This window comes from Actinoallomurus acaciae (genome assembly GCF_042429965.1).
Taxonomy (GTDB): domain Bacteria; phylum Actinomycetota; class Actinomycetes; order Streptosporangiales; family Streptosporangiaceae; genus Actinoallomurus; species Actinoallomurus acaciae.
Genome location: NZ_JBHLZP010000130.1, coordinates 1 through 17,546, shown reverse-complemented (window position 1 = coordinate 17,546; position 17,546 = coordinate 1). Strand labels below are relative to the sequence as shown.

14 protein-coding genes are annotated in these 17,546 nt (G+C 71.4%); 9 read left to right on the top strand and 5 right to left on the bottom strand.

Annotated features, from left to right (window positions below; translation table 11 throughout):
* Both ACFFNX_RS19040 and ACFFNX_RS19035 read left to right on the top strand, forming a co-directional pair.
* Window positions 1–860: phytoene desaturase family protein (locus ACFFNX_RS19040; RefSeq protein WP_378203583.1), on the top strand; the 860-nt coding region annotated here is incomplete at its 5' end.
* Between the two features lie 12 nt (window positions 861–872).
* Window positions 873–2,324 (top strand): lipase maturation factor family protein, encoded by a 1,452-nt coding sequence (locus ACFFNX_RS19035; protein WP_378203581.1) that lies wholly within the window; start codon window positions 873–875, stop codon window positions 2,322–2,324.
* Window positions 2,325–2,405: 81 nt separating this feature from the next.
* On the opposite strand, the gene ACFFNX_RS19030 is transcribed toward ACFFNX_RS19035, so the two are convergent.
* Both ACFFNX_RS19030 and ACFFNX_RS19025 read right to left on the bottom strand, forming a co-directional pair.
* Window positions 2,406–3,206: an SAM-dependent methyltransferase gene (locus ACFFNX_RS19030; RefSeq protein ID WP_378203578.1), complete on the bottom strand. Its 801-nt coding sequence runs from the start codon at window positions 3,204–3,206 to the stop codon at window positions 2,406–2,408.
* A gap of 186 nt (window positions 3,207–3,392) precedes the next feature.
* Window positions 3,393–4,883, bottom strand: a complete 1,491-nt coding sequence (locus tag ACFFNX_RS19025; RefSeq protein WP_378203575.1) for an aldehyde dehydrogenase family protein — start codon at window positions 4,881–4,883, stop codon at window positions 3,393–3,395.
* A gap of 167 nt (window positions 4,884–5,050) precedes the next feature.
* Here ACFFNX_RS19025 and ACFFNX_RS19020 point away from each other — a divergent pair, with 167 nt between their 5' ends.
* The 3 genes from ACFFNX_RS19020 to ACFFNX_RS19010 all read left to right on the top strand — a co-directional run bounded on the left by ACFFNX_RS19020 (window position 5,051) and on the right by ACFFNX_RS19010 (window position 7,090).
* Window positions 5,051–5,869, top strand: a complete 819-nt coding sequence (locus ACFFNX_RS19020; protein ID WP_378203572.1) for a class I SAM-dependent methyltransferase — start codon at window positions 5,051–5,053, stop codon at window positions 5,867–5,869.
* 23 nt (window positions 5,870–5,892) lie between these two features.
* A complete protein-coding gene (locus ACFFNX_RS19015) occupies window positions 5,893–6,429 on the top strand; it encodes a PadR family transcriptional regulator (protein WP_378203569.1) in 537 nt (178 codons plus the stop codon).
* A 157-nt stretch (window positions 6,430–6,586) separates the two neighbouring features.
* Complete coding sequence (locus ACFFNX_RS19010) at window positions 6,587–7,090, top strand: molybdopterin-dependent oxidoreductase (RefSeq protein WP_378203566.1); 504 nt, start codon at window positions 6,587–6,589, stop codon at window positions 7,088–7,090.
* Window positions 7,091–7,109: 19 nt separating this feature from the next.
* On the opposite strand, the gene ACFFNX_RS19005 is transcribed toward ACFFNX_RS19010, so the two are convergent.
* Complete coding sequence (locus ACFFNX_RS19005) at window positions 7,110–11,231, bottom strand: beta-galactosidase (protein WP_378203563.1); 4,122 nt, start codon at window positions 11,229–11,231, stop codon at window positions 7,110–7,112.
* Window positions 11,232–11,491: 260 nt separating this feature from the next.
* Window positions 11,492–11,749 carry a DUF1876 domain-containing protein gene (locus ACFFNX_RS19000; protein ID WP_378203560.1) on the bottom strand — a complete coding sequence of 86 codons (258 nt, stop codon included), beginning with the start codon at window positions 11,747–11,749 and terminating at the stop codon, window positions 11,492–11,494.
* Between the two features lie 221 nt (window positions 11,750–11,970).
* Between ACFFNX_RS19000 and ACFFNX_RS18995 the strand changes: the two genes are divergently transcribed.
* Complete coding sequence (locus tag ACFFNX_RS18995) at window positions 11,971–12,831, top strand: universal stress protein (protein WP_378203557.1); 861 nt, start codon at window positions 11,971–11,973, stop codon at window positions 12,829–12,831.
* A 9-nt stretch (window positions 12,832–12,840) separates the two neighbouring features.
* Window positions 12,841–14,217 carry a WS/DGAT/MGAT family O-acyltransferase gene (locus tag ACFFNX_RS18990; protein WP_378203554.1) on the top strand — a complete coding sequence of 459 codons (1,377 nt, stop codon included), beginning with the start codon at window positions 12,841–12,843 and terminating at the stop codon, window positions 14,215–14,217.
* A 2-nt stretch (window positions 14,218–14,219) separates the two neighbouring features.
* Here ACFFNX_RS18990 and ACFFNX_RS18985 read toward each other — a convergent pair whose 3' ends face one another.
* Window positions 14,220–15,716, bottom strand: a complete 1,497-nt coding sequence (locus ACFFNX_RS18985) for a bifunctional aminoglycoside phosphotransferase/ATP-binding protein (protein ID WP_378203551.1) — start codon at window positions 15,714–15,716, stop codon at window positions 14,220–14,222.
* Between the two features lie 202 nt (window positions 15,717–15,918).
* Between ACFFNX_RS18985 and ACFFNX_RS18980 the strand changes: the two genes are divergently transcribed.
* Both ACFFNX_RS18980 and ACFFNX_RS18975 read left to right on the top strand, forming a co-directional pair.
* On the top strand, window positions 15,919–16,677 hold the full coding sequence (locus tag ACFFNX_RS18980; RefSeq protein WP_378203549.1) for an HAD family hydrolase: 759 nt from the start codon (window positions 15,919–15,921) through the stop codon (window positions 16,675–16,677).
* On the top strand, window positions 16,661–17,546 hold an 886-nt coding region (locus ACFFNX_RS18975; RefSeq protein ID WP_512699853.1), incomplete at its 3' end, for a glycoside hydrolase family 65 protein. The genes ACFFNX_RS18980 and ACFFNX_RS18975, both read left to right, overlap by 17 nt.

Here is a 17,546-nt window from a genome sequence, read left to right as displayed (position 1 = left end):
CCGCGACGGGCGGCGTCGCGCTGCTGTTCGCGCTGGCCGCCCACGAGGTCGGCTGGCCGTTTCCGCGGGGCGGTTCACAGGCGCTGTCCGACGCGCTGGTGGCGTACCTGGAGTCGCTCGGGGGACGGGTCGTCACGGGGCGGCGTGTACGGAGCCTGGACGAACTGCCGGCCGCCCGCGCGTACGTGCTCGACGTCATGCCCGAGCGACTCGCGGCGATCGCCGGTGACCGGTTGCCGCGCCGGTACGCCGAGCGGCTCCGGCGGTACCGGCACGGGCCCGCGGTCTTCAAGGTCGACTATGCGCTGTCCGGGCCGGTGCCGTGGACGTCCGAGGCCTGCCGCAGGGCCGGCACCGTGCACCTCGGGCCGTCGATGGAGGAGATCGGCGGCGCGCTCCGGTCGGCGTACGGCGGCGGCGTCCCCCGGGTGCCGTTCCTCATCACCGCCCAGCCGACCCTGTTCGACCCCTCGCGTGCGCCGGACGGCCGGCACGTGCTGTGGGCGTACGGGCACGTGCCGAACGGGTGGACGGGCGACCTGACCGCGGCGATCGAGCGGCAGATCGAGCGGTTCGCACCGGGGTTCGGGGACCTCATCCTCGCCCGCGGCAGCGCCGGCCCCGAGCGGATCGCCGAGCACGACGCCAACAACGTCGGGGGCGACATCGCCGGCGGTGCGTGCGACCGGCTGCGGCTGCTGTTCCGCCCCACGGCCGCGCGCGTCCCGTACGCCACGCCGAACCCGGCGATCTACCTGTGCTCCTCGGCGACGCCGCCCGGGCCCGGCGTGCACGGCATGGGCGGGCACCACGCGGCGCGGATCGCGCTGAGACGTGTCTTCGGCGCCGGAGCGGAATGAGGGGAACACGCCATGCACTGGCTCACCGACCCCGGGTACGGGCCCGGCCGGCTGGTCTTCCAGCGTGGGCTGGCCCTGACGTACCTGGTCGGGTTCGCCGTCGCGGCGAACCAGTTCCGCGCGCTGCTCGGGAGCGGCGGCCTGACGCCGATCCCCGCGTACGTGCGCCGGGTGCCGTTCCGTCTCGCGCCGAGCCTCTTCCACCTTCACTACTCGGACCGGCTCTTCGCGACGGTCGCCTGGGCGGGGGCGGCGGTGGCCGCCGCGGTCGCGGCCGGGGTGGCCGACGTGGTCCCGTTGTGGGCCTCGATGGTGCTGTGGGCCGTGCTGTGGCTGCTGTACCTGTCGATCGTCAACGTGGGGCAGGTCTGGTACGGCTTCGGCTGGGAGTCGCTGCTGCTGGAGGCGGGTTTCCTCGCCGTCTTCCTCGGCAACGCGCGGACGGCGCCGCCGACGCTGGTGCTGTGGCTGCTGCGCTGGCTGCTGTTCCGCCTGGAGTTCGGCGCGGGCCTGATCAAGATCCGTGGTGATCGCTGCTGGCGCGACCTGACGTGCCTGTACTACCACCACGAGACGCAGCCGATGCCGAACCCGCTCAGCCGGTCCTTCCACCATCTGCCCCGGCCGCTGCACCGCGTCGAGGTCGCCGCGAACCACGTGACGCAACTCGTCGTCCCGTTCGGGCTGTTCGCGCCGCAGCCGTACGCCACGGTCGCCGCGGCGATCGTCATCGTCACCCAGCTCTGGTTGATCGCATCGGGGAACTTCGCGTGGCTGAACTGGATCACCGCCCTCCTGGCGGCCTCCGTGGTCGACTGGCGGGCGGTCGGGCGTCTCGCGCACCTGCCGATCGGGCCGAGCCCGGCCGCCGAGCCGCTGTGGCACCGGGCCCTGGCCGTGGCGGTGACGGTCCTGGTCGTCTCGCTCAGCTACTGGCCGGTGCGGAACCTGGTCTCGCGGCGGCAGCGGATGAACGCCAGCTTCAACGCCTTCCATCTGGTCAACAGCTACGGTGCCTTCGGGTCCGTCAACAAGAGGCGGTACGAGGTGATCGTCGAGGGCACGGACGACGCGGAGCCGGGCCCGCGGACCGTGTGGAAGGAGTACGGGTTCAAGGGCAAGCCCGGCGACGTCTGCCGGCGTCCGCCGCAGGTGGCGCCGTACCACCTGCGGCTCGACTGGATGATGTGGTTCGCCGCCCTCTCCGTGAGTTACGCGGAGCCGTGGTTCATCCGGTTCGCCGTGAAGCTGCTGGAGAACGACCGGGCGACGCTACGGCTGCTCCGCCACAACCCGTTCCCCGGCGAACCGCCCGCCTTCGTGCGCGCCCGCCTCTTCCGGTACCGCTTCACGACTCGCGAGGAACGGCGCCGGACCGGTGCCTGGTGGCATCGGGAACCGGTCGTGGAGTACTGTCCGCCGATCCAGCGGGACTTCAGCCCGTCTTCACCATCGCGGCGGTGACCGGCGCGGACGCCTACCAGGACCCCGCCGGGCCGACGGATCTTCGAGCACGGAGCGGTCGCCCGCCCGCCTCGTCGCCGGTCAGGGTCTGCGGCCGACCGCGCCGTACAGCCAGCACGGCTGGGGCACCGAGGCGTCGGCGTCGGGGCGCCACTCGTTCAGCATGACCAGGCCGGGAGGCACGAGGTCGAACCCGTCGAAGAAAGGCGCGATCTCGGCGCGCGGCCGGAAGTGGATCGGCGTGGGCGTGGTCGCGTAGACGGCCTCGGTCCGCGCGACCATGTCCGCCGACAGGCCGTCCGTCGTGGCGTGCGTGGCCGTGAGGTAGCTGCCCGGCGCGAGCGCGTCACGCAGTCGCGCCATGACGTACGGCCGCTCCTCCAGGGTGAGGAAGTGGACCATGGCGATCATCAGTACGCCGACCGGCTGGTCGAAGTCGATGAGCTCGGTGGTCTGTGGGTGTTCGAGCACCTCGGCCGGCCGGTGCATGTCGGCGGTGACGACCGTCGTGTGGCGGTTGGCGGCGAGCAGCGCCCGGCCGTGGTTGAGCACGACGGGGTCGTTGTCGACGTAGACGACCCGCGCGGACGAGTCGATCTCCTGCGCGATCTCGTGCGTGTTGCCGACCGTGGGCAGCCCGGAGCCGATGTCGATGAACTGCCGGACGCCCTGCCCCGCCATGTAGCGCACGGCCCGCCGCAGGAACGCGCGGTTCTGGTGGGCGACCTGGCGAGTGCCGGGCATCGCCGCCTCGACCCGGTCGACGGCCTCCCGGTCCACCCGGTAGTTGTCCTTGCCGCCCAGGTAATAGTCGTACATCCGGGCGACGCTCGGCCTGGTGGTGTTCAGGCCCCCAGGCGCGCGTTCGCCGCTGTCCGACACGGCATGACCTCCATCGGCGATCGAGCGGATGATCAGACTTTAGACGATCAGCCCGGTCGAAACCCGACGTAAGACGACTTCGCCGCCCAGATAGCCATTTCTTGCGTTGTCCGGCCGCGAGGGCAGGCGGCCTCGTGGGGCCGCGCCCAGGGAGGAGCCACGGCGCCACGAGGCCGGTTCAGGGGGTCACAGCTGTGTCGTGACCGCTTTGACCTCGGTGTAGTTGTTGAGGACCTCGTGGCCCATTTCCCGTCCCCAGCCGGACTGCTTGTAGCCGCCGAACGGCAGGGCCGCGTCGAAGACGTTGTAGCAATTGATCCAGACCGTGCCCGCGCGGATCTTCTTGGCCAGCGCGTGGGCCTTGGAGATGTCCTTGGTCCAGATGCCGGCGCCGAGCCCGTAGTCGGTGTCGTTGGCCTGGGCGGCGATCTCATCCAGGTCGCTGAAGGGCGCGGCGACGACGACGGGCCCGAAGATCTCTTCACGGACGATCTTCATGTCGCTGCGGGTGTTGGTGATGACCGTGGGCTCGACGAAGTAGCCGCGGTCGCCGTACCGGTTGCCGCCGACCACGGTCGTCGCGCCCTCCGCGAGGCCCGCGTCGAGGTACCCGGTGACCCGTTCCAGCTGCTCCTCCGAGACCAGCGGGCCCATCTGGGTGTCGACGTCCATGCCCGGGCCGAGCTTGATCGACTTGGCGATCTCGGCGACACCCTCGACGACCTCGTCGAACCTGCTTCGGTGCACGAACAGGCGGGAGCCGGCGACGCAGCACTGCCCGTGGTTGAAGAAGATCGCGTTTGCCGCACCGGCGACGGCGTCGGCCTCGGCGTCGTCGAAGACCACGTTGGGGCTCTTGCCGCCGAGCTCCAGCGTCACCTTCTTCAGGTTGCCGGCCGCCGCCTGCACGATCAGCCGGCCCACCTCGGTGGAGCCGGTGAAGGCGACCTTGTCGACGCCCGGATGCGCGGCCAGCGCCGCCCCGGCGGTCTCGCCGTACCCGGGGACGACGTTGACCACGCCGTCGGGGACGCCCGCCTCGGCGATCAGTTCGGCGAGCCGCAGCGCGCTCAGCGGCGTCTGCTCGGCGGGCTTGAGGATCACGCAGTTGCCGGTGGTGAGCGCGGGGCCGAGTTTCCAGGCCGCCATCAGCAGCGGGAAGTTCCACGGGATGATCTGCCCGACGACGCCCACCGGCTCGCGCAGCGTGTAGGAGTGGAAGTTCGCCCCCGGCATGTACGGCACGGAGATGTCGATCGTGTTGCCCTCGATCTTCGTCGCCCAGCCGGCCATGTAGTGGAACAGGTCGGCGGCCAGGGGCACGTCGGCGGCGAGCGCCACCGCGTACGGCTTGCCGTTGTCCCGGGCCTCCAACTCGGCGAACTCCTCGGCGTGCTCGAGGATGAGATCGCCGATCTTCCAGATCAGCCGGCTGCGTTCGGAGGCGGTCAGGCGCGACCACGGCCCGTCCTCGAACGCGGCGCGGGCGGCCTGGACGGCGCGGTCGATGTCCGCCGCGTCGCCTTCGGCCACGTCGGCGAGCGTCTCCCCGGTCGCGGGGTCAGGGGTGGCGAACGTCCTGCCCGACGCCGGCTCCGTCCACCGGCCGCCGATGAACAGGAGGCGGGGGCTCGCCACGAAGTCACTGACCCTGTCATGTGCCGCTGTGATCGACACGTGTGTCATCTCCCTGCGGGTCGCTCGGGTGTGAAGCCCGGCGGGTCCGCCGGGCCGGTCCTCCGGAGGCAGTAGTCACAATGAGACGACCGGGAACGGAGAAGCGCAAGACCTCGCGGCCGGTAATTCGTTCGGGGATGGCCTTCGCGCCGTTCTATGGTCCCGGCATGGTGGACGCGGAGATCCTGGCGTACTACGAGCAGGGCCTGGAGCGGGAGCGGTTGACCTCCGGCGGGCGGCGGATCGAGTTTCTCCGGGTCTGGGACCTGCTGGAGCGGCATCTGCCGCCGGCCCCCGCACGGGTGCTGGACGTGGGCGGCGGTGCCGGCGCCTATGCGCTGCCACTGGCCGCGGCGGGGTATGAGGTCCGGCTGATCGATCCGGTGCCGCTGCACGTCGAACAGGCCGAGGCGGCGTCTCGCGCCGCCTCCCACCCGCTGGCGGGTACGGCCGTCGGAGACGCGCGGGCACTGGACGCCGCCGCGGACGGCATGGACGCCGCGCTGCTCCTCGGCCCGCTGTACCACCTGACGAGCAGGGACGACCGCGTCACGGCCCTGCGGGAGGCCCGCCGGGTGGTACGGCCGGGCGGCGTCGTCGTGGCGAAGGCCCTGTCCCGGTTCTATCCGCTCTTCGAGGACATCGCCCAGGGCGTGCCGGGCGACCCCGGGCGGAGCGCCGGGTTCCTCGCCGACGGGCAGTACCGCAACCCGAGCGGTGACCCGGCACGCTTCACCACCGCGTACTTCCACCGGCCGCAGGATCTCACCGCGGAGGTGGAAGAGGCCGGCCTGGAGCTGCGCGTGCTCGTCGGCGCCAGCGGAGTGGTGAAGCTGCTGCCCGACTTCGCCCGGTGTCTGGAGGAGCCCGAGCAGCGAGAGCGTGTTCTGGCCTTGCTGCGTCTGCTCGAGGCGGAGCCGTCGATTCTGGGGATGAGCCAGAACTTCGTCGCCGTCGCTCGCGTGCCGGCCGAAAGCGGTTCGTGACGGTGCCCTCGTAGGGTTGGCGTGTGGGCAGGTCTGAGGTGCCGGCGTTGTCGCTGACCGAGTGGCTGGTCCTGTGCCTGGTCGCCGAAGGAGCGACCCACGGATTCGCCGTCGCGACGGTCACGAGCCCCGACGGCGAGCTCGGGCGTGTGTGGCGGATCCGGCGGCCGCTGGTGTACCGGGCGTTGCAGCGCCTCCGGGACCTCGACCTCGTGGCGGAGGCGGGGACCGAGTCCACCCCGCACGGCCCGGCGCGGACGCTGGTCCAGGTGACGACGGCGGGCGCCGCGGCGGCGCGGTGGTGGCTCGCACAGCCGGTCGGTCACATCCGTGACGTGCGTTCGGAGCTGATGGTCAAATTCGCCCTGCTGGATCGTGCGGGAGTGGACGCGTCCGGGCTGATCGCCGCGCAGCGGCAGGCCGTCGAGCCGATCGTCGAGGCGCTGGGGGCCCGCCGGGACGAGGCCGGCGGGTTCGAACGGACGCTGGCCGGCTGGCGCTATGAGATGGCGGCGGCCACACTGACGTTCCTCGACCAGGTGCAGGCGGACGCCCGCTGACCGTGCCCCCAGGCCATCGCAGATCAGATGTTCGAACGGCGATGAGGCTCGTATTTGCGAGCTTTTTTGTTTGAATGACGCCGAAGGTGCGGAATCCCTTAGTCAGTGGGCGGTGCAGGCCTTCCGGTACGGGGCGGCCGCCCGGCTGGGAGGCCTGATGACCGATGTGACATCCGAGCCGTCGTGCACGACCACGATCCCCGCGCCCAGGAGTGAGCTCGCCCGTGTCCGGCTGACCGGACAGGTCGAACGTCTCGCGTCGTTCACCGTCGCCGAACTGCGTGACCTGCCTCAGCGGACGGTCGAGACCGAGTTCCTGTGCGCGCGCGAGGGCCGGCGGCGGCACACCTTCACCGGACCACTGCTGATCGACCTGGTCTCGGCGGCCGGCCCGCGGTTCGATCCGATGATCACCAAGGACCGGGTACGGTTCCTGCTCGCCGTACGCGGGGCCGACGGGCACACGACGGTGCTGTCGTGGGGCGAGATCGATCCCCGTTACGGGCGTACCGAGGCGATGCTCGCCACCGCGATGGACGGAAGGACACTGGACGCCGACGGGCCGCACCTGGCGGTGCCGGGAGACGTCGCCGGGGGACGGTACGTCTCCCGGGTCACCGGGATCTGGGTCGGCGCGGCCGACGCCCTCACCGCCACCTGAGCGCCGGTCACCGGAAGGGTCAGCCGGAGCAGGTGAGGACGGGGTCGGCCCAGTCGCCGTGGTCGTTGCCGTTGCCGTCGCCGGCGTCGCCGACGATCAGGTCGGCCACCTGGCCGCCGGTGACCGGGACATCGATCGAGACGGCCGGGGTGGAGCCGGTGACGGTGGGCGTGGTGACCAGCGTCCTGCCGTCGAGTACCACGCTGAACGTGACGCTTCCGCTGTCGCCCTTCTCGTCGTCCATGCCGACGGTCGCGGTGAACCGGCTGCACCTGCCGCCGAGGTAGACCGCGACGTCGCTGACCGCGTTGGTGCCGAGCCCCTTGGCGTACACCGTGCCGTTGATGGTGATCGGGTGGCCGTCGCCCGCGGACTGCTCGCCGACGCTGGTGTCGCGCTCGACCGGGCCCCAGCCGTTGGTCGCCCCCAGCCAGGGCAGGTCGCTGACCTGGTTCTGACCGGCCGGCGGCACCGGAGGTGTCCGGCCCACGATCCGCTCGTCGCCGAAGGTCCGCCGGCGGCCGTTCTGGGTCATGGTCGCGGTGGCCGTGACCGGGGTCGGCCCGTCGACGGTCGCGGGCGGGGTGACGGTGAACGTGAACGTGGCCGACCGCCCGGCGGCCAGCCTGCCGACGGACGCGGGTGTCGGAGCGCCGGCCGTCCAGCCGTCGGGGAGCCGCAGCGCCGGGGTCACGTTCCTCGCCGTGCCGTGGCCGACGCTCACCGTCTCCGTCGCGGTGAACCCGGTCCCGCCGCTCACCGAGCCGGGAACCCGCAGGGCGACCGAGGAGAGGGGCGGCTTCGGCATCGTGTACTCGGCGCCGTCGTACCGCGGGCCGTTGTTCTGGGCGACGGTCAGCGGCGATGCGTAGCTGCCGTAGTCGGTCAGCGCCACCGTCCCCAGGCCGCCGGTGGAGTCGTCCAGGTTCCAGACGGCGATCTTGATGTCGTTCGTGCCGCGTGGGTTCAGCACCCCGTTCGGGATCGGGAAGTCGTGCTGCGGCCCGAGGTAGTTCACGTAATTGCCCAGGTCCCAGCCGTTGACGAAGATCTCCGCCCGGTACCGGCGGGACGGGTTGTCGCTGATGCTCAGGCCCAGCGACGTGTCCTGGCCCGATGGCAGCCGCAGCGTCACGTCGGTGGCGTACCAGGAGACGCCCGGCGTCTTGTCGGTGACCGGCAGGCTCACCGGCTTCCAGGCGCCGGTCGGGTAGCCCGGCAGGTGCCAGCCGGCGCGCTCGCCGTAGAGGCCGCCGACGTTCAGCGGCCCGCGTACGGTGTCCGGCGGCGCCTCGCCGCCCCGGTCGCCCTGCAGTCTCCAGGTGATGGTGTTCAGCGGCGACCCGGCCAGCCTGGCGCCGATCAGCCCGCGGGCCGCCTTGTTGCCGCTGGACTCGTTGTAGTCCTCCTCGTGGCCCATGTTCACGGTGAGCACCGAGATCAGGTTGTCGGCGCCTCTGTGCACCGACCCGGCGGGGAAGGTGTAGGTCTTGGTGCCGTCCGAGGTGGAACTGCCGAGGAAGACGCCGTTCAGCCAGACCGAGGAGGCGGCCGCGCCGCCGCCGCTCTGCGTGGACAGCGTGATCCCGGTCTCGGCGCCGGTGCCCGTGAAGCGGCCGCGGTACCAGGTGCTGCCGGTGTGGAAGCCGTAGTCGTCGGCGAACAGCACCGGCAGCGTGCCGGGCGTGGTGATGCTGTTCGTCGTCATCTTGTCGGCCACCGCCCAGGTCGAGTCGTCGAACCCGGGCCGTGCCTCGGGCGACTCTTCGGTGTGCACCCAGTCGGTGAGCGCCGGAAGCCCGACCGGGGCCGCGGTCGGTACCTTCCCGACCCGGCTGCCGTCGTCGGAGGCCGTGGTCGCCACGGGGGAGCCGTTCCAGGTGACCTTCGACGCGCCGCTCCACACCTCGATCGAGCCGTCGGTGCCCACGTCCCCGGTCAGCGCGACCGTCGAACCGCCGGCCGTGGCCGTGCGGACCAGGTGCGTGCCGCGTACGAGGACCGGGCCGGACGCGGTGTCCTGCCGCCAGAACGTCTTCGCCGTGGCCGTGTCCGCCAGCAGGAGGCGCAGCGGGTGGCCGCCGCCGGTGATCTGCACCCGGGTCAGGCCCTTGTGCGTGTAGTTCAGCCGCAGATCACCGGTGGCGGGATCCCATGTCTCGGTGACGGCCCCGCCGGTGGACGTGACGGTCGGCCTGGAGGCGTACCGCAGCACCGTCTCGCCCGCGGTGCCGGCGTCGCCGTAGAGCACGGCGACGTCGTGGCCGCCGATCGTCGCGTTGGTCATCAGTTCGGACGTCGAGTACTGCAGCCGGTTGCCGCCGAGGTCGTAGCCGGCCACGATGATCTTCGAATCGCGGCCGTGCAGGGCGATGGCGGTGCCGGGTTGCTGCGGCACGACCGGGTACGTCGCGGGCCCGGGCACCGACAGGTCGATGGCGTCGACGGAGACGTAGTCGTCGGTCGAGCCGGAGCCGTGCCGGCCGTCCACCACGATCTTGAGGGTGTGCGGGCCGTCGGTCAGGCCGCTCTTGGCGAACAGCACCGCCTGGTTCGCGCTGCCGGAGTCATCGACCGTGGTCTGCGGGACGCCGTCCAGGTAGACGTCGGCGTACCCGTGGTTGTTCGTCCGCGATCCGATCCAGCGGACCGCGGTGCCGGTGAACGGCACGGTCACCGAGTCGCCGGCCGTGTTGGAGAACGACTCCGTGTGCTTGTAGTCGCCTCCGGTGTAGCTCTGGTCGGCCACGTGCGACCAGGATCCGGAGTACTTCAGGGCCGGGTCGTTGTCGTCGTAGGTGTAGGCGGCCGGCTTGGCGCCGAGGTCGATCGAGACATGCGTGGTGTCATCCGACGTCGACGTGGAGTCGGAGTGCCGCAGCACGTGGAACTGGGTGCCGGTGTCCGGGTTTCTCCGCGCGGTGTCGACGATCTGTGGGTTGTCCGGCTTGGCCGCCGGGATCGCGTCGGTCTTGGTCAGCGGCGCCGCCGCCTGGGTGAGGTACCCGATGAGCTTGTCCTGGTCGTACTTGGGGTCGAGCTCGCGGGTCTCGCGGATCGCCGCGCCGTAGTCATAGGACGTGTAGTTCTCCGGCTCGCCGAGCCAGCCCCAGTTGGTGCCGCCGTAGGTCATGTAGAAGCTCTGTGACGTCGCGCCGACGGCGATGTTCTGCTTGTAGAACACGTTCGCGAACTGGTCGTTGATGAGCTGCGCGCACTTGTCGTAGCCGGGGCCGCCCCACGGGTCGAACGCGCCGCCCTGGAACTCCGCCGTCTCCAACGGCCTGCCGGCCGCCTTGCCGCCGCTGATGTCCGGTACGCCGTTCCAGTGGGTCGGGTTGCCGCAGTCGAAGCCCTGCGGGTAGGAGTCCATACCGTCCACGTCGAGTGCGGCGGTACCCGTGCTGAAGGTGCCGTTGTTGTTGCCGACCAGCGGGACCGTGATGCCGTCGGCGCGGGCCTTGTCCTCCAGGTGCTTCATGTACGAACGCCCGGCGGCGTCGCCGCGGTAGTACTCGTTCTCGACCTGGTACTCGATCACCGAGCCGGCGCCCTTGGTGAGCTGGTGTCTGGCCAGGATCGCGTCGATCTTGGTCTGCCACTCGTCGGAGTACTTGAGGTAGTCGGCGTCGTCGCTTCGCGTGTTCCCGGCCTTGGTGGACAGCCAGCCGGGGAAGCCGCCGCCGTCGACCTCGGCGTTGATGTAGGGGCCGGGCCGGGCGATGACATAGAGGCCGGTCTGCGCGGCCAGGTCCAGCAGAGTGTCGACGTCCCGTACCCCGGTGAAGTCGTAGACGCCCGGCGCCGGCGAGTGGTAACCCCAGTCGAAGTAGAGCGAGACGGCGTTGAAGCCGGCCGCCTTCATCTTCTGGAACACGTCCCGCCACAGATCCTGGTTGGGCAGGCGGAAGTAGTGGAACTCGCCGGACCAGATGTACGTGCGCCTCCCGTCGATCATGAACGAGTAGCCGTCGTACGTCACGGAGTGCGTGACGGCCGAGCCGGACGAGCGGGCGGGCGGGGCCGCGTTCGCCTTCATGCCGAGACCGGCCACCAGCATGATCACGGCGCCGAGGACGCCGAGGCGTCGAAGGGCCGATCGTCTGTGCCGCCCGGAGCCTGGCGCGGGGGAGTGGGTCACCGGGCGCTCCTCTCAAGAGCCTCTGGCCCAGCAGACCAAACAGATCCGAACATAAAACATGTTGAGTACCGATCGGATCAGTTCGATCGTTTCGCCACTGTTACCCCAGATCGCGGTTGTGCACAACCGTCCCGCCCCGGGCTCATGGCGGGCCCAGAGCGACGAGAATTGCCGGTGAGCGGGCCGAACCTCGGCCATGCCGCCGCGCCGGCGCGACCGCATCCGGCCGTCATGTGGGTTCGTGTTCGCCGGGGGCGGTCTCAGGGTTCGCTTCGCCGGGCGGCGGCGGTGATCTCCGCGGTGGCGAGCTGCATGAGCCGATGGCCGAGATCGAGGAGCGCGCGGCCGGCGGCGAGCTCGTCCCCGATCTCCGGCACGCCCCGGTCCGCCGGATTGCGCCGCGCGTGCCCGGCCCCTTCGATGGTCGTCCCGTTCAGGGTGGTGAGTATGGCGCGTACGTGGGTGTCATCGCCCTGCTCGGCGATGTCGATCTCCACACTCCATCGCTTGGTCTCCATGGCCGTGGCTCCTCTTCGGAAGGGCGCGGAAACGGGGCTTCCGCCAACGTGATCCGGACTGCCTTCCTCCTCCACGCTGATCGGTGCACGTGGGCGTGGCCAGGGCCGATGGTCCCTGGGCTTGGACAACGATGTCCGAATCCGGGGAGTGCCATGAAGGCGTGGGTGGGACGCCTTTATGGTGTGCCGGCTCTGCCGTGAGCCGCTCTCTGGAGGGTCTGGTGGCTGAAGAACTGTCGCCGGTGGTCGTCGGCGTCGATGGGTCCGATCCGTCGCGTGTCGCGCTGCGGTGGGCGGCCGGCGAGGCCGTACGGCGTGGCCGGCCACTGCGGATCGCGCACGCCTTGGAGCCCTGGGGTGAGGTGCCGTTCTATCCGGTCCCCATGATGACGGAGATCCTCCAGCAGGCCGGCGGGGCGATCCTCGAGCGGGCGATCGGGGAGGTGCGCGAGTGGGAGCCCCGGCTGCCGGTGACGACGGCACTCCTCGCCGAGCCGGCGTCCGTGGCACTGCGCCGGGAGGCCGAGGAGGCGTACGAGGTCGTCGTCGGGCATCGCGGGCGGGGCGGTTTCGCGAGCCTGCTGCTCGGCTCGGTGAGTCTGCACACCGCGGGTTACGCGAACGTGCCGGTCGTGGTGGTGCGCGACGGCGACCGCCCCGAACGGCGGGAGATCGTCGTCGGCATCGACCTGTCGAAGCACGCCGCGACCGCGCTGCGGTACGCGTTCGACGCGGCGGTCGTGCGCGAGGCGCGGCTCCGGGTGATCTACGCCTGGTGCCCGCCGGAGGGGCCGTACGCGGTTCTGGAGGTCGGCGAGCTGGCCCAGGCCGCCCGCGAGGAGGCGCATGCGATCGTGGCGCCCTGGCGCGAGCGGTACCCGCAGGTCGCGGTGGCCGAGGACTGTCCCCGCGACCATCCCGTCAACGCGCTCGTGGCGGCGTCGGACGAGGCGGATCTCGCCGTCGTCGCGGCGCGTGGGCACACCGGACTGCGGCTCGGTTCGGTCAGCCACGGTCTGATCCACCACGCGCGCTGTCCCGTGGCGGTCGTGCCGCCAGGCGCGGAGGGCGAGGCCGGATAGATGCAGCGCATGAGCGGCATCGACGCCGGGATGTTCTTCGCCGAGAACGACACGAGGCCGTTGCAGATCGCCTCCGTGAGCATCTTCGACGGTCCGTCGCCCACCTATGGCGAGTTCGTCCGGGCGGTGGTCGCCCGGCTGATGGGGCTGCCGAGATTCCGCCAGCGGGTCCGCCGGGTCCCGTTCGATCTCGGCCGCCCGGTCTGGATCGACGATCCGCACTTCCAGCTTCTCTATCACGTGCGTCACACCGCCGTCCCGGCGCCCGGGGGAGCGGAGGAGCTGCGCAACCTCGCCGGGCGGGTGCTCGGGCAGCGGCTGGACCTCAGCCGGCCACTGTGGGAGATGTGGCTGGTCGAAGGCCTGGAGAAGGACCGGTGGTCGATCATCAGCAAGGTCCACCACTGCATGGTCGACGGCGTTGGCGGCAGCGACCTGATGACCAGCCTGTTCGACCTGAGCCCCGGGGACGCGCCCGTACGGGACGAGCGCCTCACGATCCCGCTTCCCGAGGCCGAGCCGGAGCCCTCTCGTCCGTCTCTTGTGCTCGCGGGCGTCGTCGGCACGACGATGGAGCAGGTACGGCAGGTGGCCCGACTGCCGGAGGTGACACGCCACAGCGCCGCGACGGCACGGTTCGTCCGCGGCCTGCCCGCGTACGCCGGGCGGCTGCGGGCGGGCCGCGGCGCGTCCTCCCTCAACGGCCCGACCAGCCCGCACCGGCGCTGGTCCTGGACCGAGGCGGACCTCGGCGAGGCGCGCCGCATCAGCGAGACCTTCGACGGCACCGTCAACGACGTGGTGCTGGCGGCGGTCGCCCGGGGCTTTCGCGACCTGCTCGCCGAGCGGGACGAGCTGAGCCCGGACACCGTCGTACGGACCCTGGTCCCGGTCTCGGTTCGCCTGTCCGACGAGGGTGGAGCGCTGACGAACCGGGTGTCGGCCGTGCTGGTGAGCCTGCCGTGCGGACAGCCGGACCCGATGCGTCGTCTGGAGCTGATCCGCGAGCAGACCGCGGCCCTCAAGGCCAGCCATCAGGCGGTGGGCCCCACCGTCTTCACGCGCGTGCTCGGCCTGGCGCCCAACGTCCTGGCGGTCGCGGCCCGCACCGCGCTGCGCATGCGGCAGCCGTTCGTCCAGACCATCACCACCAACGTGCCCGGGCCGCCCGTCCCGCTGTACGCGATGGGACGACGGCTGGTGGCGATCCACCCGTACGTGCCGCTGGCCGCCGGAATACGGGTGTCGACCGGGGTCGTCTCCTACCTCGACACGCTCTACTTCGGCATCACCGGCGACTTCGACGCGATGCCCGACATCGAACTGCTGAGCCGCGGGATCCGGCACGGCTTCGACGAACTCGCCAAGGCGGCGCCGGCCGGGTGACCTCAGCCGGGCGCCAGTTGCGGGCGGCGGTGCCAGCTGTGAGCGGCCCCGGGCGGGCGGATGGCGCGCAGGGCGAGCTCGACGGACCTCTCGACGGGTCCGGACGTGTCGATGGGGACGGCGTCCGGCCAGGGGGCCGCCGTCTCGGCCATGCGGGCCGCGATCGCCGGGTCGGCGTCGGACACCCCGGCGGTACGCGTGCGCAGGCGCTCCTCGGCGAGGTGTGTATGGCAGTTCAGGGCGGTCAGGTCGGCGTGGGGCAGCGCGGCGGCGTCCGCCCGGAACTCGGCAGAGGTCCAGGAGGCGTCGAGGATGACCGATTCGCCGTAGGAGAGCAGCCTCGTGGCGCGCTTCAGCATCTCCGCGTAGGTCCGCCGGTTCCAGAAGGCCGTGTAGATGCCGGCGCCGAACGCCGCCGCGGCGGAGACGTCGGGGGAGACGTCGGCGAGTTCCTTGCGGATCCGGTCACTGTTGATGACGGTGTAGCCGAGCCGGTCACCGAGGGCCTCGCTGAGCGCGGACTTGCCGGTTCCGGGCAACCCGCCGACGAGGATGACGCGTACGGCGCCGGCGTTCAGGTGGCGCAGGGCCATCTCGGCGTACCGCCCGGCCGTGGCCGCGGCCCCGGCCTCGCCCTGGTCCCAGCGCAGGCAGGAGACCTTGGCGCGGACGAACGCCCGGTAGGCGATGTAGTGGTGACGCAGTGAGGGCGGCGCGGGGTCGTCGGCGAACTCGGCGTACCAGGCGAGGAAGTGCTCGCCGAGCCGCGGCGCGTTCAGGCGCTCCAGGTCCATGCAGAGGAACGCCGCGTCGTCGAGGCCGTCCAGCCGGCGCAGCCGGTCGTCGAAGTCCAGGCAGTCCAGCACCCGCGGACCGTCGTCGAGGCAGAAGATGTCATCGGCCAGCAGGTCGCCGTGTCCGTCGATGACGCGACCTTCGCGGATCCTGGAGTCGAACAGGCGCTCTCGCCCGTCCAGGAAGCGCAGCGCCCGCCGTTCGATCTCGGTGGCCTCCTGCGCGTCGATCGCTCGCCCGTGGAACGGCCGGACCTGGTCGAAGCCGTCGATCCAGCGCCGCCGTACGGCGTCGCGGGTGGCCTCCGCGGAGATGTGCTCCCCCCGGGGAGCGCTCGCGTGCACGCGAGCGAGCAGACGCGCGATCGCCCGGAGCGCGTCGTCCACCGGAACGCCCGTCTCCACGAGGTGGGAGAGCCGGCGTTCGGCGGGCATCCGGCGCATGATGACGAGGTGATCGCAGGGCAGGCCCGAGGCCAGGGTCACGTCGGCGACACCGAGGTAGACGTCGGGGGAGAAACGACGGTTGAGCTCGACCTCGCGATGGCAGGCGCGCTCCCGTCGCTCCCGCGTCGAGAAGTCGAGAAAGCCGAGGTTCACCGGCTTCTTCAGCTTGAACGCGCGGTCGCCGACGAAGAAGACCACCCCGGCATGGGTCTCCGCGACCCCGGCGGCGCCCGGTTCTCCGGTGGAGATCGCTGGCATGGTCTGGCTCCTCCCTGGGTCTCCCAATCTGACCCGCGGAGATCGCGGCATCCAGGGCCATCCGTCCCGTGTCGGTGGGGCAGAACGGCCGTGATCGCCGAATCGGGCCCGAGCCCGGGCCCTTCGGACGGCCGCGCCAGGACCGAAGCCCCTGGCGGCGGCCCCTGCCGGTCGGCGAGGTTGGGGGCGAACAGGGGGGGCGATGATGAGAACCAGGGCCAACGGCCGTTGCATGCTCGGCGAGCCGGCGCACAGCGTCACATCGGTGATCTTCGGAATGGATGCCGTCGTCGACTGCGCCGTGGTGTCGGCGGCGGCGTGGAAATCGGTGCTCGACCCATTCCTGCGGAGCTACGCGGCGGTCCACGAGACCGCCTTCACACCCTTCGAGGTCCGCGCGGACTACCTGCGGTACCTGCGCGGAAGGCCGCGGCTGGAGGGCGCGCGCGACTTTCTCGCCTCCCGGGACATCATCCTGCCCTACGACGATCTTCGTGGCCTGGCCATGAGTCAGGACGAGTTCTTCCTCGGCGAGGTCCGTCGGTACGGCCTTCGGCCCTTCGCCTCCACGCTCGCGGTCATCCGCCGGCTCCACCGGGACGGCGTCCGTACGGCGGCGGTCTCGCTTCATGCCGAAGGCGCCGAGATCCTCAGGAGGGCCGGGGTGGCCGACCTGTTCGACGTGGTCATGGACGGCCTGGACGCACCCGGTACGACGTTGCCCGAACACCCGAACGCGCAGCTCTATCTGCAGGTGGCGCGGCGTTTGGGCGAGCCGCCCGGCCAGGTGGCGGTGATCGAGGCGTCCGCCGAGGGCGTGGCGGCGGCGCGCGAGGGCGGTTTCGGCGCCGTCGTCGGCGTCGACCGTACGGGGGCGGGCAGTGCTCTGCGCGAGCACGGAGCCAGTCCCGTGGTCACGGATCTGGCGGAGTTGCGGTTCCGCAGTGCGCGCGCCGCCTGAACCGACGGCCGTCACTCCCTGGTATGTCGTCTACCAGGAGTTCGAGCCGGCCGGCGAGAGGCTGCGCGAGGCGCTGTGCACGCTGGGGAACGGCTACTTCGCCACCAGGGGAGCGGCGCCGGAGGCGAGCGCCGGGACCGTGCACTATCCCGGGACCTACATCGCGGGCTGTTACGACCGCCTGTCCTCGCGGGTCTCCGGGCACACGGTCGTCAACGAGGATCTGGTCAACGCCCCCAACTGGTTGCCGCTGACGTTCCGCGCCCAGGACGGCCACTGGTTCGCTCCCGGACGCTTCCACCTGCTGGACTACCGCCAGGAGCTCGACCTGCGCCGCGGGCTGCTGCGCCGGTGGCTGCGCTACCGCGACGACGCGGGGCGGGTGACCGCCGTCGACCAGCGGCGCCTCGTGTCGATGGACGACCCGCACCTCGCGGCCATGCTGACCACGATCCGCGCCGAGAACTGGTCGGGATCGCTGGAGGTCCGTTCCGGCCTCGACGCGCGGGTGCGCAACCGCGGCGTCGCGCGCTATCGCGGCCTGGCGGACCGGCATCTGACCGTCGACTCGACCGGCGCGGACGGCGATCTCATCTGGCTGACCGCCGACACGGTCTCCTCGGCGGTCCGGATCGCGCTGGCGTGCCGCAACGCCGTCCACGGGCGCGAGGTCACGCACCGTGAGACGCGCGGCGAGCCCGGCTGGATCGCGCGGCATCTGACCGTGGAGATGAGCCCGGGCGAGACCGTGACGGTGGAGAAGGTCGTCGGCCTGCACACGTCGCTCGACCGCTCCGCGGAGCCGCCCGCCTCCGCGGCCCGGCGGTCGGCGGAGGGCGCGCCCCGCTTCGCCGGGCTGCGGGACCGGC